The sequence below is a fragment of the Enterobacter sp. GER_MD16_1505_Eko_090 genome (genome assembly GCF_003331015.1).
GTDB classification, from domain to species: Bacteria; Pseudomonadota; Gammaproteobacteria; order Enterobacterales; family Enterobacteriaceae; genus Enterobacter; species Enterobacter roggenkampii.
The window spans coordinates 470,230-494,468 of the sequence record NZ_PUQF01000001.1 but is presented as its reverse complement, the minus strand read 5'-3'; the positions used below and the strand labels follow the sequence as shown (position 1 = coordinate 494,468).

General features: G+C 55.2%; 23 protein-coding genes. 16 read left to right on the top strand and 7 right to left on the bottom strand.

The window, feature by feature from the left end; genetic code table 11:
• Positions 1-12: 12 nt before the first annotated feature.
• Positions 13-1,122 carry an anion transporter gene (locus tag C6A40_RS02360; protein WP_021240969.1) on the bottom strand — a complete coding sequence of 370 codons (1,110 nt, stop codon included), beginning with the start codon at positions 1,120-1,122 and terminating at the stop codon, positions 13-15.
• Positions 1,119-1,592, bottom strand: coding sequence for a manganese-binding transcriptional regulator MntR (gene mntR, locus C6A40_RS02355; RefSeq protein WP_008501176.1), 474 nt, complete (start codon positions 1,590-1,592; stop codon positions 1,119-1,121). The genes C6A40_RS02360 and mntR overlap by 4 nt, the downstream gene beginning before the upstream one ends.
• Positions 1,593-1,775: 183 nt before the next feature.
• Here mntR and mntS point away from each other — a divergent pair, with 183 nt between their 5' ends.
• Both mntS and C6A40_RS02345 read left to right on the top strand, forming a co-directional pair.
• Positions 1,776-1,904, top strand: a complete 129-nt coding sequence (gene mntS / locus C6A40_RS02350; protein WP_008501175.1) for a manganase accumulation protein MntS — start codon at positions 1,776-1,778, stop codon at positions 1,902-1,904.
• Between the two features lie 283 nt (positions 1,905-2,187).
• Positions 2,188-3,771, top strand: a complete 1,584-nt coding sequence (locus tag C6A40_RS02345; protein WP_044596944.1) for a phosphoethanolamine transferase — start codon at positions 2,188-2,190, stop codon at positions 3,769-3,771.
• A 147-nt stretch (positions 3,772-3,918) separates the two neighbouring features.
• Here C6A40_RS02345 and ompX read toward each other — a convergent pair whose 3' ends face one another.
• A complete protein-coding gene (gene ompX / locus C6A40_RS02340; RefSeq protein ID WP_008501173.1) occupies positions 3,919-4,437 on the bottom strand; it encodes an outer membrane protein OmpX in 519 nt (172 codons plus the stop codon).
• Between the two features lie 354 nt (positions 4,438-4,791).
• On the opposite strand from ompX, the gene rhtA reads away from it, so the two are divergent.
• From rhtA to ybiO, 6 genes are all read left to right on the top strand, one after another.
• Positions 4,792-5,679 carry a threonine/homoserine exporter RhtA gene (rhtA, locus tag C6A40_RS02335; RefSeq protein ID WP_008501172.1) on the top strand — a complete coding sequence of 296 codons (888 nt, stop codon included), beginning with the start codon at positions 4,792-4,794 and terminating at the stop codon, positions 5,677-5,679.
• 299 nt (positions 5,680-5,978) lie between these two features.
• Positions 5,979-6,482, top strand: coding sequence for a DNA starvation/stationary phase protection protein Dps (gene dps, locus C6A40_RS02330; RefSeq protein WP_008501171.1), 504 nt, complete (start codon positions 5,979-5,981; stop codon positions 6,480-6,482).
• Between the two features lie 362 nt (positions 6,483-6,844).
• On the top strand, positions 6,845-7,588 hold the full coding sequence (gene glnH / locus C6A40_RS02325; protein ID WP_008501170.1) for a glutamine ABC transporter substrate-binding protein GlnH: 744 nt from the start codon (positions 6,845-6,847) through the stop codon (positions 7,586-7,588).
• A 93-nt stretch (positions 7,589-7,681) separates the two neighbouring features.
• Positions 7,682-8,341, top strand: coding sequence for a glutamine ABC transporter permease GlnP (gene glnP / locus C6A40_RS02320; protein ID WP_003858462.1), 660 nt, complete (start codon positions 7,682-7,684; stop codon positions 8,339-8,341).
• Positions 8,338-9,060 carry a glutamine ABC transporter ATP-binding protein GlnQ gene (gene glnQ, locus C6A40_RS02315; RefSeq protein ID WP_008501169.1) on the top strand — a complete coding sequence of 241 codons (723 nt, stop codon included), beginning with the start codon at positions 8,338-8,340 and terminating at the stop codon, positions 9,058-9,060. The genes glnP and glnQ overlap by 4 nt, the downstream gene beginning before the upstream one ends.
• Before the next feature lie 124 nt (positions 9,061-9,184).
• A complete protein-coding gene (ybiO, locus tag C6A40_RS02310) occupies positions 9,185-11,398 on the top strand; it encodes a mechanosensitive channel protein (protein ID WP_025912873.1) in 2,214 nt (737 codons plus the stop codon).
• 48 nt (positions 11,399-11,446) lie between these two features.
• On the opposite strand, the gene rlmF is transcribed toward ybiO, so the two are convergent.
• Positions 11,447-12,358 (bottom strand): 23S rRNA (adenine(1618)-N(6))-methyltransferase RlmF, encoded by a 912-nt coding sequence (gene rlmF / locus C6A40_RS02305; RefSeq protein ID WP_008501167.1) that lies wholly within the window; start codon positions 12,356-12,358, stop codon positions 11,447-11,449.
• Between the two features lie 243 nt (positions 12,359-12,601).
• Here rlmF and mcbA point away from each other — a divergent pair, with 243 nt between their 5' ends.
• From mcbA to ybiJ, 3 genes are all read left to right on the top strand, one after another.
• Positions 12,602-12,868 carry a DUF1471 family periplasmic protein McbA gene (mcbA, locus tag C6A40_RS02300; RefSeq protein ID WP_021240977.1) on the top strand — a complete coding sequence of 89 codons (267 nt, stop codon included), beginning with the start codon at positions 12,602-12,604 and terminating at the stop codon, positions 12,866-12,868.
• Positions 12,869-12,989: 121 nt separating this feature from the next.
• On the top strand, positions 12,990-13,256 hold the full coding sequence (locus C6A40_RS02295; protein WP_023616641.1) for a DksA/TraR family C4-type zinc finger protein: 267 nt from the start codon (positions 12,990-12,992) through the stop codon (positions 13,254-13,256).
• A gap of 285 nt (positions 13,257-13,541) precedes the next feature.
• Entirely contained in the window at positions 13,542-13,802 is a 261-nt protein-coding gene (gene ybiJ, locus C6A40_RS02290; RefSeq protein ID WP_013097471.1) for a DUF1471 family protein YbiJ, read from the top strand.
• A gap of 118 nt (positions 13,803-13,920) precedes the next feature.
• On the opposite strand, the gene ybiB is transcribed toward ybiJ, so the two are convergent.
• Positions 13,921-14,883 (bottom strand): DNA-binding protein YbiB, encoded by a 963-nt coding sequence (gene ybiB / locus C6A40_RS02285; RefSeq protein ID WP_045336702.1) that lies wholly within the window; start codon positions 14,881-14,883, stop codon positions 13,921-13,923.
• A 256-nt stretch (positions 14,884-15,139) separates the two neighbouring features.
• Between ybiB and C6A40_RS02280 the strand changes: the two genes are divergently transcribed.
• From C6A40_RS02280 to C6A40_RS02260, 5 genes are all read left to right on the top strand, one after another.
• Complete coding sequence (locus C6A40_RS02280) at positions 15,140-15,676, top strand: fimbrial protein (RefSeq protein ID WP_021240980.1); 537 nt, start codon at positions 15,140-15,142, stop codon at positions 15,674-15,676.
• Between the two features lie 69 nt (positions 15,677-15,745).
• Positions 15,746-16,420 (top strand): fimbrial biogenesis chaperone, encoded by a 675-nt coding sequence (locus C6A40_RS02275; protein WP_045336699.1) that lies wholly within the window; start codon positions 15,746-15,748, stop codon positions 16,418-16,420.
• 26 nt (positions 16,421-16,446) lie between these two features.
• The gene (locus tag C6A40_RS02270; RefSeq protein WP_145975153.1) at positions 16,447-18,990 is read left to right on the top strand and encodes a fimbria/pilus outer membrane usher protein; all 2,544 of its coding nucleotides are present in this window, start codon (positions 16,447-16,449) and stop codon (positions 18,988-18,990) included.
• A 22-nt stretch (positions 18,991-19,012) separates the two neighbouring features.
• On the top strand, positions 19,013-20,002 hold the full coding sequence (locus C6A40_RS02265) for a fimbrial protein (protein WP_045336697.1): 990 nt from the start codon (positions 19,013-19,015) through the stop codon (positions 20,000-20,002).
• A 5-nt stretch (positions 20,003-20,007) separates the two neighbouring features.
• On the top strand, positions 20,008-20,511 hold the full coding sequence (locus C6A40_RS02260) for a fimbrial protein (protein ID WP_008501157.1): 504 nt from the start codon (positions 20,008-20,010) through the stop codon (positions 20,509-20,511).
• Here the strand turns inward: C6A40_RS02260 and dinG are convergent.
• Together dinG and rhlE are read right to left on the bottom strand one after the other, a co-directional pair.
• Positions 20,498-22,675, bottom strand: coding sequence for an ATP-dependent DNA helicase DinG (gene dinG / locus C6A40_RS02255; protein WP_045336695.1), 2,178 nt, complete (start codon positions 22,673-22,675; stop codon positions 20,498-20,500). The genes C6A40_RS02260 and dinG overlap by 14 nt on opposite strands.
• Positions 22,676-22,772: 97 nt before the next feature.
• Complete coding sequence (gene rhlE, locus C6A40_RS02250; RefSeq protein WP_023292954.1) at positions 22,773-24,152, bottom strand: ATP-dependent RNA helicase RhlE; 1,380 nt, start codon at positions 24,150-24,152, stop codon at positions 22,773-22,775.
• Positions 24,153-24,239 lie beyond the last annotated feature (87 nt).

Here is a 24,239-nt window from a genome sequence, read left to right as displayed (position 1 = left end):
ACAAATTGCGCACTATATGAGAAGGAATATTCCGAAACCGATCGCCGCGGCCCAAACCAGCATCGGGATTGACCAGAGATGGAAGCGCCACCAGATGCGGCGATCGTTGGCCATGCGCAGGGCAATCAGGTTGGCCAGCGAGCCGGGCAGCAGCCCAAACCCGCCGATATTCACCGCCCAGGCCAGCAGCGTGTCCGGCGGAACATAGTTGAGCAGCAGAATGGTGGAAGGCACGTTGCTGATAAACTGCGACAGGCCAATCGCCGTCAGCCACAGTCCCGGCTGAGACAGCGTGCTGACGCTGTGGAGCACGTTTTGCAGCACCGGAAGCTGAATAAGCAGATGCACATCAATAAACATCACCATAAAGACCAGCAGCAGCGTCCAGTCCACGCTGACCAGCACGCGTCGCGCGAGGACGACAAAGCCCGCGGCGACAAGCAACACGCCCGCCACCTCATACTTCAGCTCCAGCGCGAACAGAAAGACGATATATAACCCGAGGCAGCTCCAGACCAGACGCGGCTGCCACTGCGGGCCCGTGGTGCCGCTGTGGTATTGCAGTTTTTTATCCGGAAAGGCAAACCAGCAGACCGCCAGCAGCGACAGCATCATCACCAGCGCCAGCGGCGCCATCTGCCAGGTAAAAGCGGCGAACGACAGCCCGGAACGGCCCCAGAGGAGGATATTTTGCGGGTTACCGATGGGCGTTAACAGAGAACCGGCATTAACGGCGAGCGCTTCGAAGATGATGAGCCGGCTTACCGGGATCTCGCAAAGCTTACGCAGCGTGAGGGTGAGGGGCACGATGATAAACAGCGCCACGTCGTTGGTCAGAAACGTCGACAGCACCGCGGCGGAAAACACCATAAACAGGGACAACCTGCGCTCGGTGGCAAAGCGGCGCACCATTTTACGGCCCAGAACGTCAAAATAGCCGCTCAGCTCAACCCCTTTGGTGAGCATCATCAGGCCGCTCAGGGTAATGATGGTGCGCCAGTCAATGGCAGCGGGCCAGGCCTGCGGCGCAAACGGCACAAAGAGGCTTAACCCTGCGCCAATGAGTAATAAGAGATGGAAGAAACGATCGCGTGCCAGGGCCTGCAGTCCAGGGATTTTCATTCAGCGGAGGGACCATATTTAAGGGTAAATTCGCGAAACTTCACCAGCGTCTCTTCGCTGACGTGGTGTTCCATGCCTTCCGCATCCCGGCGGGCAATCTCCGGGCTGACGCCCAGCACCAGTAAAAAATTCTCGACAAGCTGGTGGCGCTCGCGGCTCTCCTGCGCGAGTTTCTCCCCTTCCGGCGTCAGAAAGACCCCGCGCCAGGGGATCATTTCAATTAGGCCCACGGAGGCGAGACGTTTTAACATTTTTGCGACAGTTGGCTGCGACACCCCCAGCCTGGCGGCCATATCGACCTGACGCGCTTCCCCGACCTCACGAATCAGATCGGAAATGAGTTCAACATAATCATCAATCAGTTCACGCCGGTGCGCTTCTCGGACCTGGCGAAAACCTTCGACATGCTCTTCAACATTCACCAGTTGCGTCGTTTTTTTAATGGTTGGCTTACCTGCGCGACGGTTCATTGTACTTCCTCAGTGGGGTGACGCTTCCAGCGCCCGGTATCGAGAGCGCACATTGTAAACCATCCCTCCACAAGCACAAAAAATTAACGAAATAGCCATAGCTATACAATATAGCCTGTGCTATATCTGTATGTAATGCAGTCACCCTTCACGGATCGAAGGGATCAAAAATCAGGAGGTCTTATGAACGAATTCAAGAGGTGCATGACCGTGTTTACCCACTCCCCCTTTAAAGTGCGCTTAATGCTGCTGAACATGCTGTGCGATATGTTTAACGGCAAACCGCATCAGGATGATAAACCTTCCCACTAAGCAGCGTTGCGGTACGCCGCTTCATTTTCCCGTCACAATCTCGCTCTAAACTGGCTCCCAGCCGCCTTATTCCCGATCTTTTTTACGGATTTGCAATCCCCTTCGCAAAACATCTGCTTAGCAACTGTTGATATTATTTAGCGCTCGCACTATCTTCTTGCAGCCCTGCACAATTTGCGGCTCGCTGAAGCGGACCCTCATTCCCTCTCCACGCACTGTCAGGCAGGTTATGACCCTTGACGCCAGGGTGAGCACATGGCGTTTTCATCCATGATAGTGACCTATGAATGTAACCCTGATAGATACCGTTGTGACCCGCAGCCGGGCCTTAAGCCCGTGGACGGGTTTTTACTTTTTGCAGTCATTACTGATTAACTTTGCGCTGGGTTATCCCTTTAGTCTGCTCTACGCGGTGGCCTTCACCTGCATTCTGCATGTGCTATGGCGCGCCGCCCCGCGCGCGCAAAAAGCGTTAATCGGCATCTGTTCGCTGGTTGCGGCACTCTATTTCCCGTTTGGTCAGGCGTACGGCTCGCCAAACTTTAATACCCTTCTGGCGCTGCACTCGACCAATATGGAAGAGTCGACGGAGATCCTGACGATCTTCCCGTGGTACAGCTACGTGGTCGGGCTCTTTATCTTCGCGTTGGGCGTTATCGCCATTCGTCGTCAGCCGGGCGAGAAAAAATCCTGGGGTAAGATCGACATACTCTGTCTGGTGTTCAGCATTGCCGTGGCGTTTGTCGCCCCCATCCAGAACATTCCCTGGGACGGTAAGCTAAGGCTCACCAATATCGGCTACCCGGTTTTCCGCTTCGTGAAAGACGTCGTTGTTAACAATAAAGAGGTTCTCGACGAACAGGCCCGCATGGCTGAGCTTTCCAATATGAAAGACACCTGGAACGTGCTGGCCGTGAAGCCGAAATATCACACCTATGTAGTGGTGATTGGTGAAAGCGCGCGTCGCGATGCAATGGGCGCGTTTGGCGGCCACTGGGATAACACCCCGTTTGCCAGTTCGGTCAAAGGCACCCTGTTTACCGATTATGTTGCGGCCAGCGGCTCGACGCAGAAATCACTCGGTCTGACCCTTAACCGGGTGGTGGATGGCAAACCGCAGTATCAGGATAACTTCGTCACCCTGGCAAACCGCGCGGGTTTTCAGACGTGGTGGTTCTCTAATCAGGGGCAAATTGGCGAATACGATACGGCGATTGCCAGCATCGCCAAACGGGCTGACGAAGTGCAGTTCCTGAAAAATGGCGACTTTGAAGCTGACAAAAACACTAAAGACGAAGCGCTGCTGAAAATGACGGCGCAGGTCTTCGCCACCCCGCGCACCCAGCCGCAGCTGATCGTCCTGCACCTCATGGGGTCGCACCCACAGGCCTGCGATCGGACAGGCGGAAAGTACGCGGAGTTTGTGCAGTCCAAAGAGACCTCCTGCTATCTCTACACCATGACGCAAACCGACGACCTGCTGAGCAAGCTGTACGATCAGCTGCGCAATACGGGCGACAGCTTCTCCATGGTCTATTTCTCGGATCACGGGCTGGCGTTTAAAGAGCGCGGTAAAGAGGTGCAGTATCTGGCGCACGATGACAAGTTCCAGCAGAACTTCCAGGTGCCGTTTATGGTGCTGTCGAGTGACGATAAAACGCATCGCGTCATTAAAGCACGCCGTTCAGCAAATGATTTCCTGCAGTTTTTCTCGCAGTGGACGGGGATTACCGCCGGGCAGATAAAAAATGTTTACCCGTTTGTCTCTAACAAGAAAGCTCCCCCAGTGTACGTTACCAACTTCAAGTTACAGAAAGTTGACTACAACCATCTGGGTACGGATATTTTTGATATTAAGAATAAGTAATTGCCGTCTCGTGCGGACCGATGCCCTCTCCCACGGGGAGAGGGAACCAACACTCAAAACGGCAACCTCAGGTTGCCGTTTTGCTTTTATCTTCGACAAAAAAAATCCGCCACAGTGGGCGGATTTTTTATTTAATCACCGAAGTGATTAGAAGCGGTAACCTACGCCCGCGATCCAGGTGCCAACGTCAACGTTGCGGATACGGCTCTGCTCATAGGAGAAGTCCAGAGCAACGTCCTGGATTGGGTTGAACTGCAGGCCTGCGCCATAGGAGAAGCCGTAGTCGCTGTTGCTTGCAGTGCGGTTCAGACCTTCGTTTTCGGTCTGCTGGAATTTACCGTAGCCAACACCTACAACACCGTAGATGCTTGCCCAGTCGTTCAGACGGTAAGCTGGACCAGCAGTGATACCGTAGTACTGGCCTTTGTTGTATGCGCCGTTTTCAGAACGATCTTTCTCGGTGTAGGTGAAAGAACCGATCACGCCCAGTGGGTTGTTATCCTGCTCGTAACGATACTTCAGGTTGAAACCGTTAGCTTTGTTCATCACGCCCTGATAGTCGCTCTGAGCGTAACCACCAGTAACAGTAGAAGTAGCAGCTACAGCGGTACCTGCGGAAACAGCCAGTACAGCGGCCAGTGCTGAAAGACATGCAATTTTTTTCATAACCACCTCAAATGTGATCCAAGTAAGTCCGTAAGTTTTAAATATATCAAAAAAATTTGCGAAACTCTTTGTGATTCGTGATGTCTAATGAAGCCTTTCCTGTAACAGAACGTTTCCAGCGTAAGCTATCTCTTTCAAATCACATGCAATTTTCACTACTAAATGCGCATAGTGCGCGTCTGCGCCGTTACATTCATCCAGATTATTCCTAATCTGACAGGCGATAAATCCACCAGCGCTTATCCATTTTACGGATTTCACCTGCTTTTTTTTCAACAGCGCCTCAACCGTCGCCGCATATTTCCTTTACACTGCAACCTTTACCTCATTTGACATAAGCTGACAGGAGAAAGGATGCCTGGGTTATCCCGCACGTCGTCGGTCTGGTTGCCGGTTGCAGTCATACTCATTGCCATGTTGTCCATTCAAAGCGGCGCCTCGCTGGCAAAATCGCTTTTTCCACTGGTTGGCGCGCCCGGGGTGACCGCCCTGCGTATTGTTCTGGGCACGGCGATACTGGTGGTCATTTTCAAACCGTGGCGACTGCGCTTTAAAAAGGAGCAGCGTTTACCGCTGCTGTTTTATGGACTCTCCCTGGGGGCGATGAACTACCTGTTCTACCTCTCCATCCAGACGATACCGCTGGGTATTGCCGTCGCGCTGGAGTTTACCGGCCCGCTGGCGGTGGCGCTGTTCTCCTCCCGACGTCCGGTCGATTTTATCTGGGTTGTGTTGGCCGTATTGGGCTTATGGTTCCTGCTGCCGCTGGGCCAGAGTGTTTCTGAGATTGACCTGACGGGCGCAGCGCTGGCACTGGGCGCAGGTGCCTGCTGGGCTGTCTATATCCTCACCGGCCAGCGCGCAGGGGAAGAGCACGGACCGGCAACGGTGGCGCTGGGTTCCCTGATTGCGGCCATCGTGTTTGTGCCCATCGGCATGGCGCAGGCGACAGAATCGATCTGGCAATGGTCCGTCATGCCCATCGGGCTGGCGGTTGCGATTCTCTCTACCGCACTCCCCTACTCTCTGGAGATGATTGCCCTTACGCGTCTGCCGACGCGCATATTTGGCACCCTGATGAGCATGGAGCCTGCGCTTGCAGCCATTTCCGGGATGGTGTTTCTCGGTGAAACCCTGACATTGACCCAGACGCTGGCGCTCTGCTCGATTATCGCGGCATCAATGGGATCGACGCTCACCATGCGCCCCGAACCTAAAGTTGAGAAAGTGGATATCAACTAAGGCCATATATTCTGCATGGCTTCAACGCCATGCAGAATAAAGGCCAAAAAGACAGTCGTTATAATTTCTTACACTCTGATTCCTGCCAGCTAAATATCCCTCTGCGCTGACTTCCTCATTCAGCAATTAAGATTGATCTGTATCAATTTAAAAATTATTCAATATTTTCAATACATTAATTTCTCAACCTCCTTCTCGCTATTAAACCGATAGGCACAGCCAAACCGCAGAGAAAAAATCCGGTGCTATACTTAGTTCCGTAATTACCTGGGACATAAACATCAAGAGGATATGAGATTATGAGTACCGCTAAACTGGTGAAAACGAAAGCGTCTAATCTGCTTTATACCCGTAACGATGTATCGGACAGCGACAAAAAAGCGACCATTGAGTTGCTGAATCGCCAGGTGATCCAGTTCATCGATCTTTCGCTGATCACCAAACAGGCCCACTGGAATATGCGCGGTGCAAACTTTATTGCCGTTCATGAAATGCTGGATGGCTTCCGCACAGCACTGGTTACCCACCTCGATACGATGGCTGAACGTGCCGTTCAGTTAGGCGGCGTGGCGCTGGGTACCACACAGGTGATCAACAGCAAAACCCCGCTGAAAAGCTATCCGCTGGATATCCATACCGTTCAGGATCACCTGAAAGAGCTGGCGGACCGCTACGCGATTGTGGCGAACGATGTGCGCAAAGCGATTAGCGAAGCGAAAGACGAAGATACCGCAGATATCTTCACCGCCGCGTCCCGCGATCTGGATCAGTTCCTGTGGTTCATCGAATCTAACATCGAATAATTCATACGAATTTTCTATCAAACCCTCGCCTTCCGGTGAGGGTTTTGCACATCTATGGTGCACGTTTTTTGCCTGAGAACGTGCAAAAGTGAAGAAATTGTAATAATCACCTCACACAACCGTTAACGGAAGATTGTTTTTTCGTCAGAATTTACGCTAAATATCTCCCTGTCAGTTAAGCCAAACGAAGCGCACCAAAACAGTGCTCCACTTTGGTGCAATAAAACCTCATTGCCCCATTTATTGTGCAATGCATGACATCATCCCCTTTGCAAAACAACAGCTTGTAAAGTTGGCACGATTTTTTCATTGTGCCACCTGTTCTCGCAGGGGATCGCCCCGTGGATATAAAAGGAAATGCTATGAAGTCTGTATTAAAAGTTTCACTGGCTGCACTTACCCTGGCTTTTGCGGTGTCCTCTCAGGCTGCCGACAAACTGGTTGTGGCGACCGACACGGCGTTCGTTCCGTTTGAATTCAAACAGGGTGATAAATACGTTGGTTTTGATGTGGATCTGTGGGCCGCAGTCGCAAAAGAACTCAAGCTGGATTATACCCTGAAGCCGATGGACTTCAGCGGCATCATCCCGGCACTGCAAACCAAGAACGTTGATCTGGCGCTGGCGGGTATCACCATTACCGACGAGCGTAAAAAAGCGATCGACTTCTCTGACGGCTACTACAAAAGCGGCCTGCTGGTGATGGTCAAAGCCGATAATAACGACGTAAAAAGCGTGAAAGATCTCGACGGCAAAGTGGTGGCAGTGAAGAGCGGCACCGGGTCAGTTGATTACGCGAAAGCGAATATCAAAACCAAAGACCTGCGCCAGTTCCCGAACATCGACAATGCGTACATGGAGCTGGGTACCGGCCGCGCTGACGCAGTGCTGCACGACACGCCAAACATCCTGTACTTCATCAAAACCGCGGGCAACGGCAAGTTCAAATCTGTGGGCGAATCTCTGGAAGCTCAGCAGTACGGTATCGCCTTCCCGAAAGGCAGCGACGACCTGCGCACGAAAGTTAACGGCGCGCTGAAAACGCTGAAAGAGAACGGCACCTATAACGAAATCTACAAAAAATGGTTCGGTACCGAGCCTAAATAATTTCACCTGAATTCAGGTTTGTAACGCCCGGTGGCGCTGCCGCTTACCGGGCCTACGTTTTTCGTTTTTCACCACGGTATACAGGAATACATCATGCAGTTTGACTGGAGCGCCATCTGGCCTGCCATTCCACTCTTGCTTGAAGGCGCTAAAATGACCCTGTGGATTTCGGTCCTGGGTCTGGTTGGCGGGTTGATTATCGGTCTTGTCGCCGGTTTCGCCCGCACCTACGGTGGCTGGATTGCAAACCACATCGCACTGGTTTTCATCGAAGTGATCCGCGGCACCCCCATTGTCGTGCAGGTCATGTTCATCTACTTCGCCCTGCCTATGGCATTCACCGACCTGCGCATCGACCCGTTCAGCGCCGCCGTCGTCACCATTATGATCAACTCGGGCGCCTACATTGCGGAAATTACCCGCGGTGCGGTGCTGTCGATTCATAAAGGGTTCAGTGAAGCCGGTCTGGCATTAGGCCTTTCACGTCGCGAAACGATCCGCCACGTTATTCTGCCGCTGGCGCTGCGTCGCATGCTGCCACCGTTGGGTAACCAGTGGATCATCAGCATTAAAGATACGTCGCTGTTCATTGTTATCGGCGTGGCCGAACTGACCCGTCAGGGGCAGGAGATCATTGCTGGCAACTTCCGCGCGCTGGAAATCTGGAGTGCGGTGGCCGTTGTCTACCTGATCATTACTCTGGTTCTGAGCTTCGTTCTGCGTCGTCTTGAAAGAAGGATGAAAATCCTGTGATTGAATTTAAAAACGTTTCCAAGCACTTTGGCCCAACCCAGGTGCTGCACAATATCGATCTGAACATCAAACAGGGTGAAGTGGTGGTGATTATCGGGCCATCCGGCTCCGGTAAGTCGACCCTGCTGCGCTGCATCAACAAGCTGGAAGAGATCACCAGCGGCGACCTGATTGTCGACGGTCTGAAGGTGAATGACCCGAAAGTGGATGACCGTCTGATTCGTCAGGAAGCGGGCATGGTGTTCCAGCAGTTCTACCTGTTCCCGCACCTGACGGCGCTGGAGAACGTGATGTTTGGCCCGCTGCGCGTGCGCGGTGCCAACAAAGCGGCGGCAGAAGCGCTGGCCAAAGATCTGCTGGCGAAAGTCGGCCTCGCAGAACGCGCCCATCATTACCCTTCCGAGCTGTCCGGTGGTCAACAGCAGCGCGTGGCGATTGCCCGTGCGCTGGCGGTCAAGCCGAAGTTAATGCTGTTTGATGAGCCTACGTCCGCACTCGACCCGGAGCTGCGTCACGAGGTGCTAAAGGTCATGCAGGATCTGGCGGAAGAAGGGATGACGATGGTTATCGTGACCCACGAAATCGGCTTCGCGGAGAAAGTGGCGTCCCGCCTGATCTTTATTGATAAAGGCCGTATCGCGGAAGACGGTAACCCGCAGGAGTTGATTGCGAATCCGCCGAGCCCGCGTTTGCAGGAGTTCCTGCAGCACGTCTCCTGATCCCTCGCGTTACGCTAAGCCGGGCCTGCCCGGCTTTTTTACGCCAGATTGTTCCCAAAAATCCCCCTCCGCGTTCCGACTTCTATACTTATCATTTTGTTCGACATTTTCACCGGAGGACGCCGTGCCGTGGATCCTGTTGCTGTTGATTAGCCTGTTTAGTGCGCCATCGTTCGCCGTCGCGATCCCCGGTGTGACCACCGGAACAACCGCCAGCCAGCAAAGTACGCCCCCGCCGGAACCGGATGTTGAACAGAAGAAAGCGGCTTACGGCGCGCTTGCCGACGTTCTTGAGAACGACACCTCCCGAAAGGAATTAATCGAGCAGTTGCGCAAAGCCGCCGCCACGCCGCCCCAGGAAACCGTTCCGACCCTCACCCCTCCGCAGGAGGAGGAGCAAAAAACGGTGCTGGAAAATGTCACCGACGTGAGCCGCCACTATGGGGAAGCGCTCTCCTCGCGCTTTGCCCAGCTCTACCGCAACCTGATTGGCTCACCGCATAAGCCGTTTAACCCACAAACGTTTACCGCCGCCGCCATGCAGTTCCTGATGCTGGCCGGTGCAGTCTTCCTTTTTTACTGGCTGGTGCGCCTGTGCGCGTGGCCGCTGTACCGCAAAATGGGGCAATGGGGACGCAGAAAGAATCAGCAGAAAAGCAGCTGGCTGCACCTGCCGTTGATGATCGCCTCAGCGTTTATCATCGATTTACTGCTGCTGGCGCTGACGCTGTTCTTAGGCCAGATGCTGGCCGACAGGCTGAACGCGGGCAACAAAACCATCGCCTTCCAGCAGTCGCTTTTCCTGAATGCCTTTGCCCTGATTGAGTTCTTCAAGGCGCTGCTGCGGTTACTCTTTTGCCCTCACGTGCCGGCGCTGCGTCCCTTCTCCATTCGGGACGAGAGCGCAACATACTGGGCGCTGCGCCTGAGCGTGCTCAGCGGGCTGATTGGCTACGGTCTGCTGGTTGCCGTGCCGATCATCTCCAACCAGGTGAACGTGCAGTTTGGCGCGCTGGCAAACGTCATTATCATGCTCTGCATTACCGTCTGGTCGCTGTACCTTATCTTCCACAATAAAAAGACCATCACTGAGAGCCTGCTGCATCTGGCCGATCGTTCCCTCTCGTTCTTCAGCCTGTTTATTCGCGCATTCGCCCTGGTGTGGCACTGGCTGGCAAGCGCCTACTTCATCGTATTGTGCTTCTTCTCGCTGTTCGACCCGGGAAACAGCCTGAAATTTATGATGGGGGCAACATTCAAAAGCCTGGCCATTATCGGCATCGCGGCATTTGTCTCGGGGCTGCTGTCGCGCTGGATCTCGAAAACCATCACCCTGTCGCCGCAGGTACAGCGTAATTACCCGGAACTGCAAAAACGGGTGAACGGCTGGATGTCGGTATCCCTCAAGGTGGCGCGCATTCTCACCGTCTGCGTGGCGATCATGCTGCTCCTTAACGCGTGGAGCCTGTTTGATTTCTGGAACTGGCTGCACAACGGCGCAGGTGAAAAAACGGTCGACATTCTGATTCGCATCGCGCTGATTTTGTTCTTCTCTGCCGTCGGCTGGACGCTGCTGGCGAGCCTCATCGAGAACCGTCTGGTGTCAGATATTCACGGCAGGCCCCTGCCCAGCGCGCGGGCCCGCACCTTGCTTACGCTGTTCCGCAACGCGCTGGCGGTCATCATCAGTACCATCACCATCATGATTGTGCTGTCAGAAATCGGGGTGAATATCGCCCCGCTGCTGGCCGGTGCAGGTGCCCTGGGGCTGGCGATCTCCTTCGGGTCGCAAACGCTGGTGAAGGATATTATTACCGGCATCTTTATCCAGTTTGAGAACGGGATGAACACGGGCGATCTGGTGACCATCGGGCCGCTGACCGGCACGGTGGAGCGGATGTCGATTCGCTCGGTGGGCGTGCGTCAGGATACCGGGGCGTACCACATCATCCCCTGGTCTTCGATCACCACCTTTGCCAACTTTGTGCGCGGCATTGGTTCCGTGGTGGCGAACTACGATGTGGATCGTCATGAGGATGCCGATAAAGCGAAGCAGGCGCTGCGCGATGCGGTAGAAGAGCTGATGCAGATGGAAGATATTCGCGGGCTGGTGATTGGCGAGCCGTCATTTGCCGGCATTGTCGGGCTGACGAACACGGCCTTTACCCTGCGCGTGTCGTTCACCACCCAGCCGCTGAAGCAGTGGACGGTGCGCTTTGCGCTCGACAGCATGGTGAAAAAGCACTTCGATCTGGCGAACGTGCGGATGCCGGTACAGACGTATCAGGTCCTGCCGCCGCCCGCAGCGCCGCTCCCTCCGCAGGAGCCGACGCTGTAGCCGGGTTGCCGGGTGGCGGCTTCGCCTGACCCGGCCTGCGACGCAGCGCTATTTGCGGCGTTTGTTATCGTCCATAAATGACCAGGCGATAAAGCGGCTTTGCTTCTGGCCCTGCGCCATCTCTTTTTTCACTACTTTCACCGCGCCCGCTTCGGTGAGCGCGCGGTAAAGTGGCGGCAGGTTATCTCCGCGGGAAACCAGCGTCGTAAACCACTTCACCTGACGGCCAAACTGTTTGCTTTCCGCAATCATGCGCAGGATAAAGGCCACCTCGCCGCCTTCACACCACAGCTCCTGCTGCTGACCGCCGAAGTTCAGCGCGGCGTCTTCAGCCTGACCCAGGTTGCGGCGCTTGCGCTCGCTGCCCGCGCGGGCTGCTGCCGCCGAATCGTGGAACGGCGGGTTGCACATCGTGGCGTCATAGGTTTCATTTTTATGAATAATGCCGTTGAAGATTGAGGCGGCCTCTTTCTGACGACGCAGGCGAATGGCGCGGCTTAATCCCGGGTTCGCGTTGATAATCGCCTGGGCGCTGGCGAAGGCCTCGGCACCGATTTCGCTTCCGGTAAAGCGCCAGTGATACTCATGCGCGCCGATCAGCGGGTAAATCAGGTTCGCCCCGGTGCCGATATCCAGCACGGTCGCCTGCTGAGGAATAATGCCATCACGGTCTTCAGCCAGAAGATCGGCAAGGTGATGAAGGTAATCCGCGCGGCCCGGAACGGGTGGACAGAGAAAGCCTTCCGGAATATCCCAGTTCGCCACACCGTAGTAATGTGCGAGCAGCGCTTTGTTCAACATTTTAACCGCCTGGGGGTCAGCAAAGTTGACCGAAGGTTCACCCGCGGGGGTCTGGACAATATAGTCCTTTAACGGCGGGCAGCTCAGGCATAACGCATTCATGTCGTAGCGGCTGCGGTGGCGGTTTCGTGGGTGCAATCCCGGCTTTTGGGAAGTCATGGCGTTCTCCTTTAAACAGCGGCGTAAGATACCCTTTGCTGGCCCAACGGTAAATCTTTCTCTGCGGCGCTGAAAAAGCCGCCATAAATCAAACACCTTTATGTCTATGATCTGTCAGCGTAATGTCAATTTTTATCGTTCAAAAAATAAGCAGATCATCATCAAATATTTGCGCTAAGTCACACTCGTCAGGCTTCTAAACTTAATGGGAATCACCTGTTGTTTCCTCATGAGGATGTGATTATGAAAAAGTACCTGACCCTTGTTGTTATCGCCGCCGCCCTGACGACCGCGTCATTTTCTGCGATGGCCGTTCAGTCGCTGACCCAGAGTACCGACACCAGCCAGCTTCAGCCTGCAGGCACCGTTTCGGTTAGCCGCGCAAGTAACCTGGACGATCTGCAGAATAAACTGGCGGAAAAAGCCCGCCAGGAAGGTGCAAAAGGCTTCGTGGTGAATTCCGCTGGCGGAGATAACCATATGTACGGCACAGCGACCATCTATAAATAATCTGCCCCACCCCATGACTGCATCTGCCTGCCAGATGCAGTTTGCTCTCTTCCTCGCCTTGATTGTTCATTTTTTAACCCCACATTAAAAGCAGGGCATAACACCATTTCAGGAGGATGCTATGGCTTCCGGTTGGGCGAATGATGACGCCGTAAACGAACAGATCAACAGTACGATTGAAGATGCGGTTGCGCGCGCTCGCGGTGAAATCCCGCGCGGCGAAAGCCTGAAGGAGTGCGAAGAGTGTGGAGAACCTATCCCGGAGGCGCGGCGTAAAGCCATTCCAGGGGTAAGGTTATGCATTACCTGTCAGCAGAATAAAGATTCAAAAAATGCTTCACATTCAGGTTATAATCGCAGAGGTTCGAAAGACAGCCAGTTACGTTGACTTTCCTTTACCTAAGTTAACCGCCGGGGCGCTTACCTTTACGCTCACGATTTTTAGCGAACCGCGTAGCAAAATGTGCCCTTCATTTTTGTTCTGTAAAGCGCATCCACAAGAAGTGTAAAGTGCCACTTTGAATTTATTAGTAATCAATAAGTTATTTGTCATTCAAATTTTTTGATTGACCACGTCAATTCTCTTCGATTTTATCTCTCAAGAAAAAACGTGATACTCATCACATCGACGGAACATCGTCCCCTTAACAGAAACACCTGCGAGAGATTACTTATGAAAACCATCAAATATGCTGTAGCTGCTGTTGCCCTGTCCGCTCTGTCTTTCGGCGCTTTCGCCGTAGAGCCAGTCTCTTCTGCTCAGGCACAGAACATGAACAAAGTCGGTGTGGTGAGTGCTGATGGCGCGACCACCCTGGACGGTCTGGAAGCCAAACTGGCTGAGAAAGCGGCTGCTGCCGGTGCAAGCGGATACACCATTACCTCCGCTAACGGCAATAACAAGCTGAGCGGTACCGCGGTTATCTACAAATAATCGCCTGAATGAATGCTGTCCCCTCGCCAAACCCTCTGGTGAGCTGCTCCAACCCTCATTGACCCTGTTGTTTGTTACCCTTGCTTGCCCGTCCGCCACTGGACGGGCTTTTTTTTGCCTAAAACGCCGCGTCCACGCGTTTGAGACCGGCCTCGACCGTATCAACTTCCCCGGTTGCCAGCAGGCAGCAGGCCATCTGCAGCTTAATGGACTGCGGCACAGGCACGTTTCCGGCGAGGCACTGTTCAATCCAGTGCGCGGTGGTGTGCGGGTCTTTCGCTTCAGGGAGAATGACGTCCGTATTCTCTTCCCCGCGCGCCAGAACAGCGCGCGTACCGGCAGAATCGATCAGCATCAGCTGAGGGCAGCGGAGTGGATTGGCATACACCTCACCTTCTGTACCGTGCATCAGCAGCGCCCTGCCGCCAATCTCCTCAAAAAATTTCCCGACACGCCCCACGTATTCCGGGTGCGATACGCTGGAAAGGCGCAATGCGGCATCTTCTGCAAACGGCGTCGCCAGCTTCGCCAGGGTGTGGGCGCTGTTGCGCACGCCCATCCGCCAGCGCATATCCAGCTGCTTTTCCAGCGGCGGGCACAGGGCTCCGACGGGGATGTAAACCGGCTGATGGCCATCCAGCTTCGCCTGCGCCTGTCCTGCATGACGCGTTGGCTCAATCCCCAACATGCCGAAAATGGTCTCCGTCAACACGCGGGTGGGATCTTCGCTGACCCCGTGAACCACCACCGGGAACCCCAGCTTATGCAATAAGATCGCCAGCAGCGGAGTGAGGTTTGCCTGCTTGCGCGCGCCGTTATAGCTCGGGATGACAATCGGCATCGGTTTTGCCACCGGCGGCGTCAGGCGCAGCGTTTGCGCCTGCATCGCCTCGTAAAAACCGCGCATCTCCGCTTCGCCTTCGCCTTTGATACGCAGCGCAATCAGGATGCCGCCCATCTCCAGGTCAGGTACCTCGCCATCGAGCATTTGAGTATACAGGGCGCGAGCAGTTTCATGGTCCAGATCGCGGGCGTGGTTTTTGCCCCTGCCTACCTCTTTGATAATCTTGCGATAATCCACGACATCTCTCCTGAAAATATCCTTCTGGTAACAATATAGCCCTGTTAAACGTTCGGACGTTAGTTTTTTTCTACATCATCAACGTTCTGTTTTTAAGGATAAAAATGAAACTCAAGCATTATTTCAATTATTTGTGATTCCAGCAGAAGATTCTTAATGCACCATTATTTGTTTAAATAACCAGCGGAAAGTCATTAAGGGTCAACGGTGAAAACGTCCAGGCAACGCTTTCACCAGAAACATATCAGGATTTGTTATGAACAAGGTTGCTTTAGGTTTAATCATCGCCGCAGCGGTGGGATGTTCTGCATCCACGTTTGCGGCAACAAACGGTGAAGGTCAGATCAATTTCACCGGTGAAATTATCGATTCTGCTTGTCAGGTCGTGAATGGATTAAGTAATCCATTAAATGTTCAGCTGGGAAAAGTGTCTAAAACGGTATTTACCGGTGCTGGCTCTACCAGCACATTAACGAAGTTTGATATTCAGTTAACGAATTGTCCTGACACGGTCACCTCCGCAGCCATTAATTTCGGCGGTACGCCAGATGCGAATAACAACGCTACGCTGGCCTTAACGCCAGATAGCGATGCGGCGACCGGTGTGGCGATTCAACTGGTTGATGCCTCAGAGCAGCCTGTCAGCCTGTATACGCCATCGCAGCAGTATCAATTAACCTCCGGTACGGCGGTTAACGATCTGGAATTTGGTGCCCGTTATATCCAAACCGGCGCTGCGATCACCGCAGGCCCTGCTAACTCTGTATCGACCTTCACCGTTATTTATAACTGATCTTATCAATCCTGAGATATTAATGCTTTTGCGGGCATTAATATCTCATCTATTTATTGAGAAATCTGTATGCGCCACGGTTATTTACTGAGCACGCTTTTACTGGTAGCCGCCACTGCACATGCGGGCGTCATTATTAATGGCACCCGTCTGGTCTACCAGGGAGATAAAAAGGAATCATCTCTTGGTCTTTCAAATCCAGATGCGACGGATTATCTGGTGCAGTCCTGGGTTGATTCCGGCGGTAAAAACCTGGCCAAAGCCCCGTTCCTCATCACCCCACCGCTTTTCCGTCTGGATGCGAAAGAAGATAACGTTCTGCGCGTGGTACGTACGGGCGGAAATTTGCCTGAAGACAGGGAATCCCTGTACTGGTTGAATATTAAAGCGATCCCTTCCTCAAAGCAGGTGGAAGGCGTGAATACGCTGCAAATTGCGATTAATACCCGTATTAAATTGCTGTATCGCCCGTCTGCGGTAAAAGGCAGACCAGAAGACGTGGCCGATAAGCTTGAATGGCGTCGCGAAGGTAACGAGCTGGTGGTGAATAACCCCACGCCGTTTTATATGAATTTCCAGGCGGTCACCCTGAATGGTCAGAAAGTGACGAAAGCGACCTGGGCCGTTCCAAAAACAGAAACGCATTTTGCCATACCGGGTAATGTCAGAGGCTCGAACGTGGCGTATTCCATTATTACTGATTACGGCAGCATCAGCCATACCTGGTCGAAATCCGTTCATTAATACTTTCCCCCGGTAATAAAATAATCATGTACAGCCATAAAAAGCCGTTCACCTGCCGATTTTCGTCATTGCTGGTCATTCTTTTTGGCCTGGCGATGGCGATCTTTGCGCATCAGGTTATGGCTGATGATTATTTTAATCCTGCCCTGCTGGATATTGATAATCCCCAGCAGGGAAAAACCGATTTATCCGTCTATGAAAAAGGCCCAGGCCAGGCGCCGGGTAAATATCAGGTTACGGTGTTTATCAATAATAATAAAATTGATACCCGCGATGTCACCTTTACGCTGCAGAAAGACGATCACGGCAACAGCACGCTGCAACCTTGCTTTACCGTGGACGATTTAAAAAGCCTCGGGATCAAAACCCAAAAATATCCGCAGCTGAAAGCCAAAGGCCAGTGCGCCGATTTACACGCCATCCCTGCGGCATCCGCGACCTTCCGCGTTCGCAACCAGCAACTGCTGCTGAGCATTCCCCAGTCGGCGCTCGGTCAGGTGCCTCGCGGCTACATTGACCCAAAAGAGTTTGACGAAGGAATTAACGCGGGCCTGCTTAACTACAGTGCAAATGCCAGCCAAAGCCATGCGCGCCAGCCGGGTGAACAGGATAACAGCAGCCAGTACGTTAACCTGCGTCCGGGTTTGAACATTGGCGCATGGCGCATTCGCAACTATTCCACCTGGAATCGCAGCACCACGGGTAACGATGAGGACCAAAAATTCACCTCCGTATATACCTACGCGCAACGCGATATTGTGGCGATGAAAAGCGACCTCACCGTCGGCCAGAGTTCCTCGCCTTCCGACGTTTTTGACAGCGTACCCTACACCGGCGTGGAGCTGAAATCCGATAACGACATGCTGCCGGACAGTGAAAAAGGCTACGCCCCCATTATTCGCGGCACCGCCCACAGTAACGCGCAGGTGGTGGTACGCCAGAACGGTTACATCATTTATCAGAACACGGTCGCCCCCGGCGCGTTCGAAATTAACGATCTCTACCCCACCGGCAGCAGCGGCGATCTCCAGGTCACCGTGAAAGAGACCGACGGCAGCGAAAGCCATTTCGTCGTGCCGTTTGCCTCCGTGCCGGTATTGCAGCGTGAAAAAAATCTGCGCTACAGCGTGACTGCCGGACGCTACCGTTCTTATGACAACGACGTCGAGAAGACCCCGTTTGCCCAGGGCAGCGCCATCTACGGTTTACCCTACGGTTTCACCGCCTACGGTGGCGTGCAGCAGAGCAGCCATTACCAGTCTCAGGCGGCTGGCGTCGGGAAAAACATGGGCGATTTAGGCGCCTTTTCCATTGACGTGACCCGCGCGAAGGCCCTGTTGAAAAAACAGCAGGCCAGCAAAGGCCAGTCGTGGCGCGTGCGCTATAGCAAAGACATCGCCCGGTCAGGCACCAACTTCTCGCTGGCCGGCTATCGCTATAACAGCAAAGGGTTTTACACCCTTGAAGACACCATGGAGTCATATACCCGCTCCGACGACTGGTCTGCACCGCAGCAGCGCCGCGCCCGAACCGAAGCCACCATCGACCAGACGCTGCCGGAAGGCTGGGGATCCGTCACCCTGAGCATGGTGAAAGAGACGTACTGGAGTCAGAGCCAGAACATGACCTCGATGAGCGTCAGCTACAACAATAGCTGGCACGGGGTGAGCTACAGCCTCAGCTACAGCATGAACAAAAACACCCAGGACAGCGATGAAGACGGTAACGAGGTGACAAACGACAACCAGTTCTCGCTGAGCGTCTCGGTGCCGCTGGACCGCTGGATGCATAACACCTGGGCCACCTACAACCTGAACAACACCAAAGACGGCACGACGCAGAACATCGGCCTGAACGGCACGGCGCTGAAAGAGGACAACCTGAACTGGAACATCCAGGAAGGGCTGAGCAGCACCGGCAGCGGTAACTCCACCAGCATCAACGCCGATTATAAAGCGACCTACGGCGAAGTGAGCGCAGGCGTCAGTCAGGATAAATATCAGCAGACCGTGAACGTCGGTTTGCAGGGCGGCGTGGTTGCCCATGCGAACGGAATAACCCTGAGCCAGCCGCTCGGTGACACCATCGCGCTGGTGAAAGCGCCGGGCACGCACGGAACCCATATCACGAACCAGACGGGCGTCGAGACCGACTTCCGCGGCTACACCGTCGTGCCGTTTGTTACCGCGTATCGCCACAACACCATCGCGCTGGATACCGAAACGCTACCGGACAACGCCGACGTCACCCACGCGGCGCAGATCGTGACGCCAACCCGCGGGGCCGTGGTGCGCGCCAGCTTTAACACCCGCGTGGGTAACCGCGTCCTGATGACGCTTACGCAAAAGGGTAAACCGCTGCCCTTCGGCGCAACGGTCACCACCGAGGATAAGGACAGCGAATTTATTGTCGGGAATGACGGCCAGACCTACCTCTCTGGTCTGCCGCAGCAAGGGCATCTCTACGTTTCCTGGGGACAGGGGGCGGACGAGCACTGCGTCGCTGACTATGCGCTAACGGATGAGAAAGAGAAAACCAGCATCATTAACGCTGCCGCGCAGTGTCACTGATCCACCGTTCAGGCTAACGATTATGCAAATGATTAAACAGTGCTTTTTCTTACTGGTTCTGGGAACCGCCGCGTTATTTATGCCGCATGCGAAGGCGACCTGTACTACGCCAGATCTGCCGAAAATGATCAACGTGGCCTCTATCTCCGTTCCCACGACGCTGGCCGTTGGCGAAACGATCCCAGGTACAGAGCAAACCGCCCATATCGCCGGTAATTGTGACAATGCGGAAGATAAGGGACTGGAAATTGTCTCTTGTTACTACGGCACAGGGGCTGAGATTCCAGGCCTGAAAGGTGTCTACGATTCGGGCGTTCCTGGGATCGGTGTGGCCCTGATGAACGATCAGGGGCAGCGCATCAGCGGAGCCGGAGGCGTTAACTGCATTTCCACAGGAACGCCGTTGGGTTATGTTTCCAGCGATGGCAAACAGACCTTTAATTTCGACGTTACGCTGGAGTTGGTCAAAACCAGCGATACCGTAGCGTCAGGCACGCTGAATCAAAGTCAGACCCGTTTTGGGATCGGGGTTTATCACCACGAAGGGCTGGGCGATCCCAACACCATCTCCTATGCAGGCAACGTTATTCTGAAAGAGGTCACCTGCTCCGTCCTGCCGAAAAACCTGACGGTCAATCTGGGGGATTTCCCGGTCAGCGACTTTATCAGCGTGGGGATGCTCTCTTCCCCGGCACGAAACTTTGACGTCACGGTGAACTGCAACAGCACCGTACAGCCTGAAGTGAAAATTACCAGCTCAAACGGCTATGAAACGGCCTTCGAAGGGGTGCTGAAACTCACGCAGCAGACCGGCGTCGCGACGGGCGTCGGTGTCCGAATGCTGTTCGACGACAATATCGCCACCTTTGATACCTACGTTAACACCCGAAGCGAAGCCATTGCCAACGAAACGCTGACCATACCGTTTGAGGTGCGCTACGAGCAGGTCAGCGACGTGGTCACTCCCGGTCCGGCCAACACTGTTGCCACTATCACGCTTGCTTATAAGTAACTGACATGAAGAAGATAATTGCGTTTCTGGCGCTGGGGCTGATCGCCCAGGCACACGCCGAGGATATTCAGATCCAGATGACGGGCAACATTTACGCCAATACCTGCATCATCGACAGCGCCAGCCGGAACCTGACGGTGGATTTAGGTCAGGCGGCATCCGGTGATTTTAAAGACGTGGGCGATACCGGCGAGTGGAAAGACTTTTCCCTGTCAGTATCCCACTGCCCGCCAAGCCTCGCGCTTGCCACCGCCTATTTCTACGGCCAGGCGGACAGCACGCACCCCACTAAATTCGCCAATATCGGCAGCGCAAAGGGGCTGGCGCTGGAGCTGGCAGACCGGCAGGACAATATTCTCATCGCTCCGCAGGCGAGCTTTAACGCGGTGATTAATCAAAACGATCATACGGCCACCTTCCCACTCGCCGCACGCTACTACGCCACCTCCATGCCGGTGAGCGCGGGGACGTTCAGCAGCGTGGTGCAGGTGACCTTCACTTACCAGTAGGACCGCGCCCCTTAGCACGGATGCTTTTCCTGCGCCCGGCGGTCAGTGTTGCCGGGCGTTTTTTTACCTCGGGGACCTCTGGCTGTTCAATCGGAAAGATCGGCAGCGCGTTTAACAGGCGTTGGCCGTAATTTTTAGTGAGCAGACGCTTGTCATAAATCACCACCTCCCCCCAGCAGCCGTGACTACGGATCAGACGCCCGACCTGCTGAATAAGGTTAAACGACGCCGCAGGTAAGCTTTGCACCTCAAACGGATAGCGGTTGAGGCTCTTCAGCCACTCGCCCTCGGTGATAACGACCGGGCTGTCGATGGGCGGGAAGGCAATTTTATGAATATGCACCTGCGTCAGGTAATCGCCCTTCAAATCCAGACCTTCCGCGAAGGACTGCAATCCCACCAGCACGCTGCGCTCGCCGTTATCGATGCGCTTGCGATGGGTTTCCACCAGCCGGTAACGGGGCTGGTCGCCCTGGACCAGCAGAAGCAGGCGCAGGTCGGTCACATGTTCCAGAAAACGCTGCATCGCCCGTCCGCTGGCAAACAGCACCAGCATGCCGGGGTACTTCCTGCTCTCAACCTGTTCGCGGAAGTAGGCCGCCATTTCCGCAATGTGCTGCTCTTCGTTGTCGATCAGCGGCTCATACTTCATGCGCGGGATCACCAGCTTCCCCTGCTCGCAGTGGTTAAACGGCGAGTCCAGCGCGACAAAACGATCGCCCGCTTTCTCTTTCAGGCCGCTCATCTCCTGCAGCCGCGAGAAGCTGTTCAGGGAGCGCAGCGTGGCGGAGGTCACGACCACGTGCGGCACGCTGCGCCAGATGAGTTTTTCCAGCTGATCGGCCACGCGGATGCCCACGCAGTGGAAAAACAGGTGGACCTGGCCGTCGCGCACTTCACGCGTGGCCCATTTGGTGACCGGCGCGCCCGACGCCTGCGCCATCGAGGCCAGCCGCCAGAGCTTGCTCTGCGCTTCGAACATGCCGAGCGCACGGTTCATTTGCAAAAGAATACGGTGCAGGCGAACAACGTCATGGGTGCCGGTTTTCTCGCTGAGATCGTTTAAGAACATCTCCGCCAGCCCGCGCAGCTTTTCAAGATGCTTCGCCAGCTGCTGGCAAATCTCCATCACCTCCTCCGGCAGTTCGCCCATCGCAAAGCGGTGTTCCGCCTCCTGGGTAGCGGGAAGATAAAGATTCAGGATGTTGTTCAGAGACGAGATAAGGCTGTAAACCTCTTCGCAGTGGTCGCTCAGACGCTCCGGCACCGCCAGCGGCGGCGTGGTTTTCGGCCGGAACTGCTCCATGCAGGTGGCGACAAGCTTGCAGAAGAGATCCAGCTGCAGGCGGAACCAGGGCGCGGTAATTTCTGCGCTCATCTCCAGCGCGTCGCGCGCCACGTCGGGCAGATGGTGGCCTTCGTCGAGCACCAGCAGCAGGTTTTTCGGCTCCGGCAGCACCGCTTCGCTCTCCAGCGCCGCCATCACCAGCGCGTGGTTAGCCACCACCACTTCGGCTTCCTGAATTTCGCGCCGCGCGACGAAGAACGGGCATTCGCGGTAGTAGTGACAGTTGCGGTTCAGACAGCTGGCCTTGTCGGTGCTGAGCCTGCGCCACAGATCGTCGCTGATGGCTTTATCGGTGTGATCGCGCAGGCCATCCCATTTATAGCCATCAAGATCGCCTTTCAGCGTTGCGCAGAGCTCCTGCTCGGCTTTGTTGTTGGGCGTGAGATCGTCGTCGAGGAACGCCAGCAGATCCTGTTGCGACGCCTCGCTGCTGGCAAGCCCTGCCAGGTTACGCGGGCAGACGTAGCGCCCGCGGCCAAAGGCGGCCGTAAACCGCAGGTCGGGGATGATTTTGCGCAGCAGGGGCAAATCTTTGCTGAAGATCTGGTCCTGCAAGGCCACGTTGGCGGTGCTGACCACCAGCGTTTTGTCTTCCTCCCGCGCGATGGCGATGCCGGGAATGAGATACGACAGGGTTTTCCCGACGCCGGTCGGGGCTTCAATCGCCAGATGTCGCCCGTCGTCCCCGGCGAGCGTTTTTGCCACGTCGGCAATCATCTGCCGCTGCGGCGCTCGGGGGATAAAATCGGGGATCTGCTGCTGTAGCGCCTTATACCAGGCGCCTATTTGCGCTTTCAGCGCCGCGGTTAAAGCCATTGGAAAACCTGAAATACTGTATAAACAGCCACTATTGTGGCACTTTCTCTTCGCTGCCGCAAAAAGAAAAGCCCGGCTTTACGACCGGGCTTCCAGATTACTGCGGGTTAGCAGGCTTGCGCGGGCGGCGTCGGCGCTGCCCTTCGCCTGCCGGCTTGCCTTCGCCGCTGCGCCACGGATTGTCACCGGCCGGTTTGCTGTCGTTGCTACGACGCGGCGGTTTGCCCGCTGTCTTCGGCGCGCCACCTTCAGCACGGCGCGGCTGCTGGCCGCGACCACCGCCGCCCTGACCGCGACCGCCCTGACGACCGTTCTGAATCGGCTCGGCTTTGATCGACGGATCCACTTCATAACCCGGGGTTTCGATGCGCGGGATCTCTTTCTTCAGCAGGCGTTCGATGTCGCGCAGCAGCTTGTGCTCGTCCACGCACACCAGAGAGAGCGCTTCACCGGTGGCCGCCGCACGACCGGTACGGCCGATACGGTGCACGTAGTCTTCCGGCACGTTTGGCAGCTCGTAGTTCACCACATGCGGCAGCTCTTCAATGTCGAGGCCACGGGCGGCGATGTCGGTCGCCACCAGCACGCGGATGTCGCCAGACTTGAAGTCCGCCAGCGCACGGGTACGCGCCCCCTGGCTCTTGTTGCCGTGGATCGCCGCGCTGCGGATGCCGTCTTTGTTCAGCTGTTCCGCCAGGTGGTTCGCGCCGTGCTTGGTGCGGGTAAAGACCAGCACCTGCTGCCAGTTACCCTGGCCGATCATCTGGGAGAGCAGTTCGCGCTTGCGCTTTTTATCCACAAAGTGAACGTGCTGCGTCACCTGCTCAGAGGCGGTGTTGCGGCGCGCCACTTCCACTTCCAGCGGGTTATGCAGCAGCTTTTCCGCCAGCGCCTTGATCTCATCGGAGAAGGTCGCGGAGAAGAGCAGGTTCTGACGACGCGGCGGCAGCTTGGCCAGCACGCGGCGAATATCGTGAATAAAGCCCATGTCGAGCATGCGGTCGGCTTCGTCCAGTACCAGAATTTCGATGTTATCCAGCTTCACCGCGTTCTGGTGTTCCAGATCCAGCAGACGGCCCGGCGTTGCCACCAGTACGTCCACGCCGCCGCGCAGCTTCATCATCTGCGGGTTGATGCTGACACCGCCGAACACCACCAGCGAGCGAATGTTGAGATAGCGGCTGTAGTCACGCACGTTCTCACCAATCTGCGCGGCCAGCTCGCGGGTTGGGGTGAGGATCAGCGCACGAACCGGACGACGGCCTTTTGCGTGCGGCTGATTTTTTACCAGCAGCTCTAACAGCGGCAGCGTAAAGCCCGCGGTTTTACCGGTGCCGGTCTGGGCGCTGGCCATCAGGTCACGGCCCTGAAGAACGGCAGGAATAGCCTGCTGCTGGATTGGGGTTGGCTCAACGTAGCCCTGCTCTGCGATCGCGCGCAGAATTTCCGGGTTCAGGCCAAGGGAATCAAAAGACATAAAAACTCCGAACCGCCCCGACCATCACAGGTGTAGTTTTCAGGGAGATATAACAATTGAGAGGACAAAAACCACAATGTCGCGAAG